Annotated in this window: 10 protein-coding genes and 1 tRNA gene; 6 read left to right on the top strand and 5 right to left on the bottom strand. The window is 64.4% G+C overall.

Annotated elements, in window-relative coordinates; translation table 11 throughout:
- Window positions 1-103: 103 nt before the first annotated feature.
- The 3 genes from PAF18_RS13725 to PAF18_RS13715 form a co-directional block, all read right to left on the bottom strand.
- On the bottom strand, window positions 104-1,585 hold the full coding sequence (locus tag PAF18_RS13725; protein ID WP_271116257.1) for an NAD(P)-dependent oxidoreductase: 1,482 nt from the start codon (window positions 1,583-1,585) through the stop codon (window positions 104-106).
- 142 nt (window positions 1,586-1,727) lie between these two features.
- A complete protein-coding gene (locus tag PAF18_RS13720) occupies window positions 1,728-2,528 on the bottom strand; it encodes an undecaprenyl-diphosphate phosphatase (RefSeq protein WP_271116256.1) in 801 nt (266 codons plus the stop codon).
- 10 nt (window positions 2,529-2,538) lie between these two features.
- Window positions 2,539-3,525, bottom strand: coding sequence for a complex I NDUFA9 subunit family protein (locus tag PAF18_RS13715; RefSeq protein ID WP_271116255.1), 987 nt, complete (start codon window positions 3,523-3,525; stop codon window positions 2,539-2,541).
- Between the two features lie 163 nt (window positions 3,526-3,688).
- Between PAF18_RS13715 and PAF18_RS13710 the strand changes: the two genes are divergently transcribed.
- Together PAF18_RS13710 and PAF18_RS13705 are read left to right on the top strand one after the other, a co-directional pair.
- Window positions 3,689-3,773, top strand: a tRNA-Leu gene (locus tag PAF18_RS13710).
- A 143-nt stretch (window positions 3,774-3,916) separates the two neighbouring features.
- Entirely contained in the window at window positions 3,917-5,422 is a 1,506-nt protein-coding gene (locus tag PAF18_RS13705; RefSeq protein WP_271116254.1) for a phospholipase D-like domain-containing protein, read from the top strand.
- 18 nt (window positions 5,423-5,440) lie between these two features.
- On the opposite strand, the gene PAF18_RS13700 is transcribed toward PAF18_RS13705, so the two are convergent.
- Together PAF18_RS13700 and PAF18_RS13695 are read right to left on the bottom strand one after the other, a co-directional pair.
- The gene (locus PAF18_RS13700) at window positions 5,441-6,997 is read right to left on the bottom strand and encodes an amidase (protein ID WP_271116253.1); all 1,557 of its coding nucleotides are present in this window, start codon (window positions 6,995-6,997) and stop codon (window positions 5,441-5,443) included.
- 151 nt (window positions 6,998-7,148) lie between these two features.
- The gene (locus tag PAF18_RS13695) at window positions 7,149-8,159 is read right to left on the bottom strand and encodes a LacI family DNA-binding transcriptional regulator (protein WP_271116252.1); all 1,011 of its coding nucleotides are present in this window, start codon (window positions 8,157-8,159) and stop codon (window positions 7,149-7,151) included.
- A 119-nt stretch (window positions 8,160-8,278) separates the two neighbouring features.
- On the opposite strand from PAF18_RS13695, the gene PAF18_RS13690 reads away from it, so the two are divergent.
- From PAF18_RS13690 to PAF18_RS13675, 4 genes are read left to right on the top strand one after another with little or no spacing between them, the layout of a single operon-like run.
- Window positions 8,279-9,334 (top strand): sugar phosphate isomerase/epimerase family protein, encoded by a 1,056-nt coding sequence (locus PAF18_RS13690; RefSeq protein WP_271116251.1) that lies wholly within the window; start codon window positions 8,279-8,281, stop codon window positions 9,332-9,334.
- On the top strand, window positions 9,334-10,437 hold the full coding sequence (locus PAF18_RS13685; protein WP_271116250.1) for a Gfo/Idh/MocA family protein: 1,104 nt from the start codon (window positions 9,334-9,336) through the stop codon (window positions 10,435-10,437). Before PAF18_RS13690 ends, PAF18_RS13685 begins: the two co-directional genes overlap by 1 nt.
- Window positions 10,416-11,927 (top strand): sugar ABC transporter ATP-binding protein, encoded by a 1,512-nt coding sequence (locus tag PAF18_RS13680; RefSeq protein ID WP_434802223.1) that lies wholly within the window; start codon window positions 10,416-10,418, stop codon window positions 11,925-11,927. The genes PAF18_RS13685 and PAF18_RS13680 overlap by 22 nt, the downstream gene beginning before the upstream one ends.
- Window positions 11,924-12,889 carry an ABC transporter permease gene (locus PAF18_RS13675; protein ID WP_271116249.1) on the top strand — a complete coding sequence of 322 codons (966 nt, stop codon included), beginning with the start codon at window positions 11,924-11,926 and terminating at the stop codon, window positions 12,887-12,889. Before PAF18_RS13680 ends, PAF18_RS13675 begins: the two co-directional genes overlap by 4 nt.
- The last annotated feature ends 11 nt before the right edge of the window (window positions 12,890-12,900 follow it).

Genomic DNA, 12,900 nt, shown 5'->3' with positions numbered 1-12,900 from the left:
AATCCGCGCCAGACCGGCCTCGGCCCTGCGCGGCCACGGCTGTGCACAGGCCGCGTGCCCCCTGTGGACGCGCCATGCACATGCTGTGCAGACCGGATTGCCATCACTCCGCCGCGACCTGCGCCGGCGTGCCCAGATAGGTGGCGATGCTGTCCGCCGCCTCGCGCCCGTCCCGGATCGCCCAGACGACAAGGCTCGCGCCGCGCACGATATCGCCCACCGCATAGACCCCCGGAAGGCTGGTCTGGTGGCTGCGGAAATCGGCCTTGATGGTGCCCCAGCGGGTCACCTCCAGCCCCTCGACGCCCCAGAGACGCGGCAGCTCTTCGGGCTCGAAGCCGAGCGCCTTGATGACCATGTCGGCGGGCTCGTCATAATCGGCCCCCTCGATCAGCTCGGGGCTCTGACGGCCTGATACATCGGGCTTGCCGAGCCGCATCTTCTGCACCCTCACCGCGGCGATATGCGCCTGCTCGTCATTGATCGGCGTCTCCATCCCGGTCTCGCCTTCGATGCCGCCGACAAAGCTGCCCGGAGCGGAGAGCCACACGAATTCAACGCCTTCTTCTTCGGCGTTCTGCACCTCGCGCTGCGAGCCGGGCATGTTCGCGCGGTCCCGGCGATAAAGGCATTTGACCGACTCCGCGCCCTGCCTGATCGCGGTGCGCACGCAGTCCATCGCCGTATCGCCGCCGCCGATCACCAGCACGCGCTTGCCTTTCGCGTCCAGTTCGCCGTCCGCGTAATCGGGGATTTCGTCGCCCAGATCGATGCGGTTCGAGGCGGTCAGATAGTCCAGCGCCCGGATGACACCCTTGGCAGCGGCATTGTCGATATCCAGATCACGGGTCTTGTAGACCCCAGTGGCGATCAGCACGGCGTCATGCTTTTCGCGAATGGCATCGAAGCTCAGATCCTCGCCGATATTCGTGTTCAGCACGAATTTGACGCCGCCATCCTCGAGCTGCCGGTTGCGGCGCTCGACGATCTCTTTCTCCAGCTTGAAGCCGGGAATTCCATAGATCAGCAGCCCGCCCGAGCGGTCATGCCGGTCATAGACGGTCACCTGATAGCCCATGCGCCGCAGCCGGTCCGCTGCCGCTAGACCGCCCGGCCCGGCGCCGATGATCCCGACCGATTCGTCACGCTCTTGCGCGGGGCGGATCGGCTCGACCCAGCCCTGCTCGAAGGCGGTGTCGGTGATGTATTTCTCGATTGCGCCGATGGTGACGGTGCCGTGGCCCGACTGCTCGATGACGCAATTGCCCTCGCAAAGCCGGTCCTGCGGGCAGATGCGGCCGCAGATCTCGGGGAAGGTATTGGTCTCCTGGCTGAGCCAGAACGCCTCCTGGGTGCGGCCCTCCGCGGTGAGGCGCAGCCAGTCGGGGATATTGTTGTGCAGCGGGCAGTGGCTCTGGCAATACGGCACGCCGCATTGGCTGCACCGGCTTGCCTGCTCGGTCGCCTTGAGATCGGCGAATTCGCGGTAGATCTCGTGAAAATCGTCGCTTCGTTCCGCTGCCGAACGTTTCTCGGGCATCTCGCGCTCGAGCTTGACGAATTTGAGCATTTTCTGCGTGGCCATGTGCTGCGCCCCTTCCCTTCACCCCACCCCAGTATACGCGGTGAAAAGCGAATAAAAGGCACTCATGCTGACCTATTTGCGTTTTCCCGGCGGTCCAGCGGGATTTTCACCAGCACAAGACCTAAAACAAGGTCAGTAATGCTTACATACCAGCCGCCAGCGCCAGCAAAACCACGCTCCCGACGATGATTCTCCACCAGCCGAACAAGGCGTAGCCATGGCGCGACACATAGCCGAGCAGCCATTTGACGACGATCACCGCCATGATGAAGGCGCAGATAAAGCCGATGACGATATTCCCGATGGCCTGTCCGTCCAGAATATCGCGATTCTGAAACAGGTCGTAGACAAAGGCACCGGCCATGGTCGGCATCGACAGGAAAAACGAAAACTCCGCGGCGGCCCGCTTGCCCACCCCCATCAGCATCGCACCAACGATGGTTGCGCCAGATCGCGATGTGCCGGGAATCATCGCAAGGCACTGGATGAACCCGATCCCCACCGCCATTGGCAGAGAGATCTGCTCGACCTCGGTCACACGCGGCGTCGGCGCCTTGCGGTCGACGATCAGGATGACGATGCCGCCGATGACCAGCATCCACGCGATCAGCGCCGGGGTTTCGAAGAACACCGTCTTGATGATTTCATGCGCCAGCACTCCGATCACTGCGGCCGGCAAAAAGGCGAGCAGCACCGCAAGGATAAAGCGCCGCGATGCGGGGTTATGCGGTGCCGAGCTGAACAGGTGCCACAACCGTTTGGCATAAACCCCGAGAATGGCCATGATCGCGCCAAGCTGGATCAGCACCTCGAAGGCGCGGCCCGGACTTTCGAAACCGAGGAAATATCCGGCAAGCAGGACATGGCCGGTCGAGGAAACCGGGATGAACTCGGTCAGCCCTTCAAGCAGGCCCAGCAGGGCCGCGACAATGGTGTTATCCATGACTAATCTATCAGCGTGAGCGCATGTTCCTGGCCGAGGCGGTCATATCCGCGTATTGGCCATTCGGACGGAAGCGCCAGAGATATTCGTCAATCACCGCACCGGGAGAGATCGGTTCGATCCCCAGCTCGTCGAAACCGCGCGCGCCGTCGGCAACGACGTTGTCATGGCGCAGCAGCCGGACCTGATCGCGCGTCAGGACACGGTTTGTCAAAAGCCCGCCGGTGATCTTGGAGCCGATATCGAGCACCCAGCCGACGACCCCGGCCAGCCAGAAGGGCAAATTCACCACCAGCCGACGGCGATAGGTCGCGTCCAGCACCTGACTCACGATCTCGCGCAGGGTCATCACATCGGGACCGCCGAGTTCGTAAACCCCCGGCGCAGCATCGCCCAGCACGCCCTTTTCAGCGGCGGCCGCGACATCGTCAACATAGACCGGCTGCATCCGCGTATTGCCGCCGGTGATCGGCAGAATCGGACCGAGCCCGGCCATTGCCGCAAAGCGGTCGTAAATCCCGCCTTCTGGCCCGAACACGACCGAGGGACGGATGATCATAGCGGTCGGGAAATGTTCCAGCACCGCCTCTTCGCCCTCGGCCTTGGTCGCGGCATAGGCGCTGTCGGACTCTGCATCGGCGCCGATGGCGGAAATCTGGACAAGCCTCTTCACCCCGGTTTCCGAAGCTAGCCGCGCGATACGGGCAGCACCTTCGGCCTGCACAGTGTCGAAGCGGTTCTTGCCCTCGCTGACCAGGATACCGACGCAGTTCACCACCGCCTCGGCATCGGCCATGGCGGCCAGAACGGAAGTTTCGTCGCGGATATTGCAGGGCACCGGCTCGACCTGACCGACCGCGCCATAGGTGCGCACGAACAGCGCCTCGCTCGGGCGGCGGACCGCCACGCGCACGCGCCAGCCCTGCTTGGCCATGCGGCGCGCGATCTGGCGTCCGATGAACCCGGACCCGCCGTAAACCGTGACGATCTTCGACATGCGTTGCTTTCCTCAAACCGGCTTTGCCCCGCTGATACCTTGCGCAGCCGGGGCGAGCAAGCGCCGACCCCGGACAAGAGCGGCAAGCCGCCGTGATGATTTTCGGCAGAATCCCCGTTGACACCCCCATGCCACGGGTCTAATCACCCGCCTCACGACACCTGCCCAGGTGGCGGAATTGGTAGACGCGCACGGTTCAGGTCCGTGTGCCGCAAGGCGTGGAAGTTCGAGTCTTCTCCTGGGCACCAAAAGACCCCCGCAGGCCGCCTGGTCCGCGGGGGTCTTTGTTTCTGCGCCCAGCGTTTTGAGAATGTTCGCAAAAATCAGCGGAACCTGCGGGCGGGCGGACCGTTGGCTTGCGTAATTCGGGCAAAAAGGCACCTGTCGCACCATGAAGAGCTTCTCTTTCCTGCCGCATCGGAACTGCTGGCGCGTGGCGTCGGCGGATCGCTTTGGCGTCATCATTGACGCCGCCCAATATTTCCGCGCCCTGCGCGAGTCGCTGGAACGGGCGGAAGATCTTATCATCCTCGTCGGCTGGGATTTCGATTTCGAGATCGAGATGCTGCCCGGCGAAAGCGACGAGGACGGCAACGCGCCCGACGGGCTGCCCAACCAGATCGGGCCGTTTCTCGAGGCTCTGGTCGATCGCCGCCCCAAGCTAGAGATCTATCTGCTGAAATGGAGCGGCGGCGTGCTGATCGCGCCAGGGCGGGCGCTCCCCACCGCGCAGATCAAGCTGCTGTCGCCCGAGCAGGTGCATCTGGGGTTTGACGGGCGCCACCCGATCGGGGCCTGCCATCACCAGAAAATCGTGTCCATCGATGACTCGCTGGCGTTCTGCGGCGGAATCGACGTGACCGACGGGCGGTGGGATACGCGCGACCACACGCCGGGCGACGAGCGGCGCAAGCTGAAAAGCGGCGAGATCGCTCAGCCCTGGCATGACGTGACCACCGTGATCTCGGGCGAGGCTGCCGCCGAATTCAGCAATCTCTGCCGCAAACGCTGGCAGCGCGCGCAGGATGAAGAGCTGGAGGAGCCATTCAGGCCCGGTCGCGACCGCTGGCCCGAGAGCGTCCAGGTCGACTTTACCGATATCGACATCGCCATTGCCCGTACCGAACCGCCCGAACATGACCGCCCCTCCGTGGCAGAGATCGAATCGCTCTATCTCGACAGCATCGCGGCGGCGGAGGATTGCATCTATCTCGAGTCGCAGTATTTCGCCGCAGACGGAATCACCAATGCTATCCGTGACCGGTTGCAGGAAGAAGACGGGCCCGAGGTGGTCGTCATCAACCCCAAGGCCGCGCAGGAAATGGTCGAAGATGCAGCGATGCATGTCACCCGCAGCCGCATGATCCGCGATCTGGAGGAAGCGGATATTTACGACCGTTTCCGCATTCTCTACCCGCGCAACGCCGATGAAGAGCCGATCTATGTCCATGCGAAGGTCTCGATCATCGACGACCGGTTCCTGCGCGTCGGGTCGAGCAATATCGACCGCCGCTCTATGGGATTCGACACGGAATGCGACGTGGCGCTGCTTGCGGATGACGAGCGGGATCGGGACAAGGTCCGCGCCACGCGCGACAACCTGATCGCCGAACATCTGGGATGTCAGCCCGAAGAGGTTGCCGAGGCGATCGAACGGCAAGGGGGCGTGATTGCGGCGCTCGACGCGCTCGAACAGCCTTCAGGGCGGGGCTTGCGTCCGATCCGCCCGCGCAAGGAATCGCTGATGGGTCGTGTGCTGGCCGATACGCGGTTTTTCGACCCGCGCTATCGTCGCAGCGCGCAGGCGCGGCTCGGGGTCACGTCGCGGCATGTGATGATCGGTGCCGCGGTTGTGGCCGCGGGGCTGTTTCTGTGGTCGCGCCAGCGGCGGAGATAGGCTCCCCGCCAGCCGGGATCAGCCGGGGCGGTTTGCGGCATAGCCGCTCGCCTGCTCATAGGCATGGCCGATTTGCAGAACTGAGAGATCCGCGAGACGCGGTCCGATGATCTGAAGCCCCATCGGCTGGCTGTCGCCCTGCGGACCGAATCCCGCCGGGACGGCCAGAACCGGCATCCCCGACAGCGTGCCGGGGATCACAACCTCCATCCAGCGATGATAGCTGTCCATCTCGGTACCGGCGATCTGCTTGGGCCAGTCCATCTCGGCATCGAAGGGGAAAATCTGCGCCGTGGGCAGCACGAGATAATCGTAATCTTCGAACATCGCATTCATCGCCAGATAAAAGGCCGAGCGGTTGGCGCTGGCGCGATAGATGTCCGCACCGCTGAGCTTCAGCCCGTTCTCGACCTCCCAGACCGCTTCCGGCTTCAGCTGCGCGCGGGTGTCTTCGTTGGCGTAAAGCGCTCCGGCGTTTCCGGCGACGAGGAAGCCGCGCAGAGTCAGCCATGTCTGCCAGAGCGTGGCCATGTCGAAATCAATCGTCGCCGCCTCGACCGTGCAGCCCGCCGACTCGAAATATGTGAGCGCCGCTTCGCAAACATCGAGCACGCCGGGCTCCATCGGCAGATAGCCGCCGAGATCGCCGAGATAGCCGATCCGCTTTCCCGACATATCGGCAGAGAGATCGCCGCGGAATTGCAGGGGATCGAGATCACGCGACAAGGGGGCGCGGGCGTCATAACCCGCCTGCACCGACAGCAGGTAAGCCGTGTCGGCCACCGTCCGGCCCATCGGCCCCTCATAGCCGAGCTGCTGCATGAACAGCTCGCCGCTCGGGGCATAGGGAACGGTGCCCTGCGTTGCGCGAAACCCGACCACGTTGTTCCAGCCCGCCGGATTGCGCAGCGACCCCATCATGTCGCTGCCATCCGCGACCGGCAGCATCCGCTGCGCCAGCGCCACCGCCGCACCGCCGCTGGAGCCGCCCGCAGAGAGCGCCGGGTCCCATGCGTTGCGGGTGACGCCGAACAGCGTGTTATAGGTATGTGAGCCAAGGCCGAATTCCGGCGTGTTGGTCTTGCCGACAAAAATCGCGCCAGCCCGCCGCGTCCGCTCGACCAGCACGCTGTCGGCGGCGGGGAGATTATCCTTGAGGATCGGTGAGCCCTGCGTCGTCGGCATATCCGACGTCGCCGTCAGATCCTTCGGCGCCTGGGGCACCCCGTGCAGCGCGCCCAGCTCGTCACCCGCCGCAAGGGACCGGTCGGCCTGGTCCGCAGCCGCCATCAGGGCGTCAGGGTCCTGACGCGTGATGATCGCGTTGTAGATCGGGTTCACGCGATCAATTCGCGACAGATACGCCTCCATCACCTCGCGGCAAGAAAGCTCCTTGCCGCGGATCGCGGCCACCAGATCGACCACACCGAGGTCGGTCACTTCGCCGGGGGCCGATTGCGCCAGCACTCTGCCAGCCTTCAGACCGACCGTGGTCGCCGTGGCAAGCCCGGCGGATGTGTTCAGGAAATGCCGGCGCGTCACACCGTCCTCGTTGCTGTGATCTCTGCTGCTCATGGCCTCTCCTTGGGTGATACGGCGCAGCCTCTGTGCGGGACAGCCGCGCTTTACGCCATCAGACCCTATGGCGAAGCGGGCGTCTTGGCTTGTCGCGTCAAAATCCTGCCGTGCAATCAAGGCGCTGTCGAGCCTCGGGCGCGTGTCGGCATCAATCCGCCGGGGCGGCCCCGGTCGAGGCGCGGATCAGCAGTTCGGGCTGTAGCACGGTCGAGGCGGGTGCGTCGCCGCGCATATGGGCCAGAAGAATGCGGGCCGAGGCGCGGCCGAGATCGCGCTTTGGCTGGCGGATCGTGGTCAACGGCACCGGAAGATGCGCGACCCAGTCGATCCCATCGAACCCAACGACCGAAACATCGCGCGGGATCGAGACGCCATGGCGCTGCAACTCTCCCATAAAGCCCGCAGCCGATTCGTCGCTGAACGCCATGATCCCGGTCGGGCGTTGCGCCGGCGGCTCGGCCATCCAGCTCTGCGCCGCAGCCGCCCCGGCCTGCGGTGTGAAATCGCCCGCATAGCCCGGCGGCGCCCCGCCCGTGACCCGGCAGATCCCTTCCAGCCGGGCGCGATGCAGCACATTGGCCGGCGGTCCGCCGATCCAGCCAAGACGCCGATGACCCAGTTCGCGCAGGTGCCGCGCCGCCATTTCCGCGCCAAGCGCATTGTCCAGCACGACGCGAGGCAGGCTGACGCCCTCGATCCATTCGCAAGCCATGACAAGCGGCGGCGCGACCGGAAGCGCGGCAAGATCTGCCTCCGTCACCTGCCCGTCGAGCAGGATGATCCCGTCGGCGCGGGACGGGTCCAGAAAACGGTGCAGCGCGCGATGACGGCCACCCGCCTCCATCGTGTCACCGACCAGCAGATCATATCCCGCAGCGCCGAGTTCCTGCCCCATCCCGGCGAGGATGCGGGCGAAGAAGGGATTGCCGAGATTTGGGACGAGCGCGACGATTGCACCGGTGCGCTGCTTGCGCAGATTCCTCGCGGCCAGGTTCACCCGGTAGCCGGTCGCCGAGACTGCGGCCATGACCGCCTCGCGAGTGGCTTCGGTCACCAGCTCGGGACGGGACAGCACACGGCTGACGGTTGCCGTGGACACGCCGGCATGACGGGCCACATCGGCGATCCTCACCGTGGCAGAGATCGGGACATCGCTCATTGGGCTTCCTTGCAACGTCCGCAAAGATTGCGCCATCCTGAAATCGTTTACAACACGCGAAACTTCCATTGAAATCGATTTCATTCTATGGCTTGATGGTGCTGAGGGGGATTTCAGCCATGAAAACGATGCAGGGGCCCGGGCTGTTTCTGGCGCAATTCGCGAGCGACAGCGCTCCGTTCAACGACTGGGCATCGATCACCGCGTGGGCGGCCTCTCTCGGCTATCGCGGCGTGCAGGTTCCAAGCGGAGATTCGCGGCTGTTCGAACTGGACAAGGCGGTTGCCTCGCAGGATTACCGAGACGAATTTCTTGGAACGGCACGGGAAAACGGGGTCGAAGTCACCGAATTATCGGCCCATCTTCAGGGCCAGCTCATGGCCGTTCATCCCGCCTATGACGGTGCCTTCGACGCCTTTGCCCCCGCGGCTGTGCGCGGCGATCCGCAGGCGCGGCAGCAATGGGCTGTGGATCAGCTGAGCAAGACGATCCGGGCAAGCAGACTGATGGGGCTGAACGCGATGGCGGCGTTTTCCGGCGCGCTCGCCTGGCCCTATCTTTACCCTTGGCCGCAACGTGCGCCGGGGCTGGTCGAGACCGCCTTCGACGAGCTGGCGCAACGCTGGCGTCCCTTGCTGGATCTGGCCGAGGAACACGGCGTCGATATCTGTTACGAGATCCATCCCGGCGAGGATTTGCATGACGGTGTCACCTTCGAGATGTTCCTTGACCGTGTGGACGGCCATGCCCGCGCCAACATGTTGTATGATCCGTCGCATTACCTGCTTCAGCAGCTCGATTATGTTGAAAACATCGATATTTACCACGACCGTATCCGCATGTTCCATGTCAAGGACGCCGAATTCCGCCCGACCGGCCGGCAGGGCGTCTATGGCGGCTATCAGGGCTGGGTCGAGCGTGCCGGGCGCTTCCGCAGCCCCGGCGACGGGCAGGTCGATTTTGCACAGATTTTCGCCAAGCTGGCGCAGTATGATTTCCAGGGTTGGGCCGTTGTCGAATGGGAATGCGCATTGAAACACCCCGAAGACGGGGCCAGGGAAGGAGCCGAATTCGTGAAACGCCACATCATCCGAACCACCCCCCACGCCTTTGACGATTTCGCCGCTCAGGGCAGCGACGAGGCCGCAAACCGCCGCATGCTGGGGCTGTCGTGATGGCTGCCGGTCCGATCCCGCTGGGCATGGTCGGTGGCGGCGAGGGCGCATTCATCGGGGCCGTCCACCGCATCGCCGCGCGGATCGACGGGCAGTTTGCACTGGTCGCCGGGGCGCTGTCATCCGATGAGAGCCGCGCGCAAGCCTCTGCCGAAAAGCTGGGGATTGCCCGCAGCTACGGCGATTTCCGCGTTATGGCGCAGGAAGAGGCCGCGCGCGAAGATGGCATCCGCGCCGTGTCGGTGGTGACGCCGAATCATATGCACGCACCGGTCTCGATCGCGTTTCTCGACGCGGGGATCAACGTCATCTGCGACAAGCCGCTTACCGCGACGCAAGAACAGGCGCAGGAGCTGGCCGAGGCAGTGCGCCGCAGCAAGGCGCGTTTCTTCCTGACCCATAACTATTGCGCCCATCCGATGATCCGAGAGGCGCGCGCGATGGTTGCCGAGGGCGCGATTGGCGATCTGCGTCTTGTGCAGGCCGAATATCTGCAAGGCTGGATGTCGGAAGAGGTCAAGACCAAGCAGGCTTCCTGGCGCACCGATCCGGCGAAATCGGGCGCGGGCGCGATCGGCGATATCGGCACCCATGCCTGGCAGCTGGCAGAGTTCGTGACTGGACAGACCCCGGCAGAGATCTCGGCCGAGCTGTCCAGCATCGTCGTCGGGCGTCGGGTCGATGACGATGTGCGCGTCAAGCTGCGCTATGCCAGCGGCGCAAAGGGTGGGCTTTGGGCCAGCCAAGTGGCGCTCGGTCAGGAAAACGGGCTGTCGCTGCGGCTGTTCGGCAGCAAAGGCGCGTTGGCGTGGCGGCTGCAGGACGCCGAGGCCTTGATCTTCACCGGCAAGGACGGTCAGTCGCAGCGCCTGACACGGGCGCGGGACCGCAGCGAATCCTATCGCACCCCGCCGGGACATCCGGAAGGCTATCTGGAGGCGTTCGGCAATCTCTACCGCGACATCGCCGAGGTGCTGAGGGGCGATGAAACGCATCTGGACCGCATCCCCGGTCTCTCTGACGGGCTGTCGGGCATGGCCTTCATCGCCGCTGCGCAGGAATCGTCGGCGCAGGACGGCGCATGGGTGCGGATCGCGACATGACCCCGGTTCTCGCGCTCGATCAGGTCACCAAGAGCTTCGGCCCGGTCGAGGTGCTGCACGGTGTCGATCTGGCGCTGCACGCCGGTGAGGTCCACGCGCTGATCGGCGAGAACGGCGCCGGGAAATCGACGATCATGAAGATCCTTGGCGGCTATCTGTCGCCAAGCTCCGGTCAAGTGCTTTTGGACGGAAAGCCTGCGCCCTATCGCAGCGGCCCCGATGCCGAGGCACAGGGCGTGGTGGTGATCCATCAGGAATTTAACCTCGTCCCGGATCTGACCGTCGCCGCGAATATCTTCCTGGGCCGCGAGCTGACACGTGGCATGCGCCTGGACCATACAGCGATGCGGGATGAGACGGCGGCGCTTCTAAAGCGTCTGGACAGTCCGATCAGCCCGCAGGCGCGCATCCGTGAACTGTCTGTGCCAGACCGGCAGATGGTTGAGATCGCCAAGGCCCTGTCCCGCAAGGCACGGGTTCTGATCATGGACGAACCCTCTGCCGCGCTGACCCATCGTGAGGTCGACGCGCTGTATGAACAGGTCAATCGTCTCCGCGGAGAGGGGGTGGCGCTGATGTTCTGCTCGCACCGTCTGGACGAGGTGACACATCTGGCCGATCGGGTGACTGTGCTGCGCGATGGCTCGGTCGTGCAGCAGGCCATGCGGGGCGAGATGACCGAGGATGGCATGGCGACGGCGATGGTCGGGCGAGAGCTGAGCGATATTTTCCCGCCGAAGGACGCCATCCCCGGCGCGCCGCTGCTGGAAATCGACGGGCTGAGCGTGGCGGGGCTTGTGCACGATGTCTCGCTGACGCTGCGCAAGGGCGAGGTCCTGGGAATTGCCGGGCTGGTCGGCGCGGGCCGGACCGAACTGGCCGAGGGGATCGCCGGATTGCGTCCCGCGACCGGCGAGGTCCGGGTTCACGGCAAGCCGGTCCGCATTCAAAGCCCACGCGACGCCTTGGCCGCGCGCATCGCCTATCTGACCGAGGACCGGAAAGAGGCGGGGCTGCTGCTGAACAAGGCTCTGCCCCAAAACCTGACGCTTGCCGCGCTCGACCGTTTCGGTTTCCGCATCGACCGCAAGCGCGAGGCCGAGGAAATGGCCCGCGCCCGCAAGGAATTCGACATTCGCGCCGCGTCGGATGCAATGGAGGCCGGTGCGCTGTCCGGCGGCAATCAGCAGAAGCTGCTGCTGGCCAAGACGATGCTGACCGACCCGGAGATCGTCATCATCGACGAGCCGACGCGTGGCATCGATATCGGCACCAAGCAGCAGATCTATAACTTCATGCGGGCGCTGGCAAAGGACGGCAAGGGTGTGATCGCCATATCGTCCGAGCTGCCCGAAGTGCTGGGTCTGTCCGACCGGGTACTGGTGATGCGTCAGGGCAGGATCGCCGGGGAAGTGGCGGGCGCCGAGATTACCGAAGAAAATATCGTGCGGCTGGCCATGGGGCTGGACCGTCAGGAGGAGCCGGCTTGAAACGGATCGACTTGCATGTGCTTGGCCCGCTGATCGCGCTGATCGCGCTGTTCATTCTCGGGGCGCTGCTTAACCCGGCCTTTCTGGCCCCGGCCAACCTGTCCAACGTGCTGGCGCGATCCGCCTTTATCGGGCTGATCGCGGTCGGCATGACCTTTGTGATCACGCAAGGCGGGCTGGACTTGTCCGTCGGCTCAATGGCTGCATTTCTTGCCGGGATCACCATCATGGCGATGAATGCACTTGCCGGGTTCACCGGCGAGAACTGGGGCACGATTCTGCTGGGCATGGGCGTCGCCCTGGCCGGTGGCGCGGCGGCGGGCTTCGTGAACGGCGCATTGATCACCAAGGCCCGAATAGAGGCGTTCATCGTCACGCTGGGCACAATGGGTATCTTCCGCAGCCTGGTCACATGGCTGGCCGATGGCGGCACGCTGAGCCTCGATTCGGGTCTGCGCAGCATCTATCGCCCGGTCTACTACGGCGGAATCGGCTGGATCACCTGGCCGATCATCATCTTTGCCATTGTCGCGGTTCTGGGCGAATGGGTCATGCGCCACACCCGCTTCGGCCGTCACGTCGAGGCCATCGGCTCGAATGACCGCGTCGCCCGCTATTCCGCCGTCGATGTCGAGCGGGTGCGGCTGATGACCTATGTGCTGCTCGGCGCGCTCGTCGGGCTGGCGACGATCCTTTACGTGCCGCGTCTCGGCTCGGCCTCCGGCTCGACCGGGGTGCTGTGGGAACTGGAGGCGATTGCCGCCGTCATTATCGGCGGCACCGCGCTGAAAGGCGGGCGGGGACGGGTCTGGGGCACGGTGGTCGGCGTGCTGATCCTGTCCATGATCGACAATATCCTGAACCTGACGGACCTCGTCAGCCCCTATCTGAACGGGGCGATCCAGGGCGTCATCATCGTGCTCGCTGTGATCCTGCAGCGAGAGAAACGGGCCGCGGAATAAGCGGCCGATAC

The organism is Paracoccus sediminicola, from assembly GCF_027912835.1.
Taxonomy (GTDB): Bacteria; Pseudomonadota; Alphaproteobacteria; order Rhodobacterales; family Rhodobacteraceae; genus Paracoccus; species Paracoccus sediminicola.
Note: the sequence above shows the minus strand (reverse complement) of the source record. Positions and strands in the feature narration are given on the sequence as shown.

Excerpts from the sequence above, each read along its gene's own strand:
- PAF18_RS13680 (WP_434802223.1), top strand. The coding sequence starts at position 10,416 with ATGGGTGCGGATCGCGACATGACCCCGGTTCTCGCGCTCGATCAGGTC.
- PAF18_RS13695 (WP_271116252.1), bottom strand. The coding sequence starts at position 8,159 with ATGAGCGATGTCCCGATCTCTGCCACGGTGAGGATCGCCGATGTGGCC.
- PAF18_RS13705 (WP_271116254.1), top strand. The coding sequence starts at position 3,917 with ATGAAGAGCTTCTCTTTCCTGCCGCATCGGAACTGCTGGCGCGTGGCG.
- PAF18_RS13720 (WP_271116256.1), bottom strand. The coding sequence starts at position 2,528 with ATGGATAACACCATTGTCGCGGCCCTGCTGGGCCTGCTTGAAGGGCTG.
- PAF18_RS13700 (WP_271116253.1), bottom strand. The coding sequence starts at position 6,997 with ATGAGCAGCAGAGATCACAGCAACGAGGACGGTGTGACGCGCCGGCAT.
- PAF18_RS13685 (WP_271116250.1), top strand. The coding sequence starts at position 9,334 with ATGGCTGCCGGTCCGATCCCGCTGGGCATGGTCGGTGGCGGCGAGGGC.
- PAF18_RS13690 (WP_271116251.1), top strand. The coding sequence starts at position 8,279 with ATGAAAACGATGCAGGGGCCCGGGCTGTTTCTGGCGCAATTCGCGAGC.
- PAF18_RS13725 (WP_271116257.1), bottom strand. The coding sequence starts at position 1,585 with ATGGCCACGCAGAAAATGCTCAAATTCGTCAAGCTCGAGCGCGAGATG.
- PAF18_RS13715 (WP_271116255.1), bottom strand. The coding sequence starts at position 3,525 with ATGTCGAAGATCGTCACGGTTTACGGCGGGTCCGGGTTCATCGGACGC.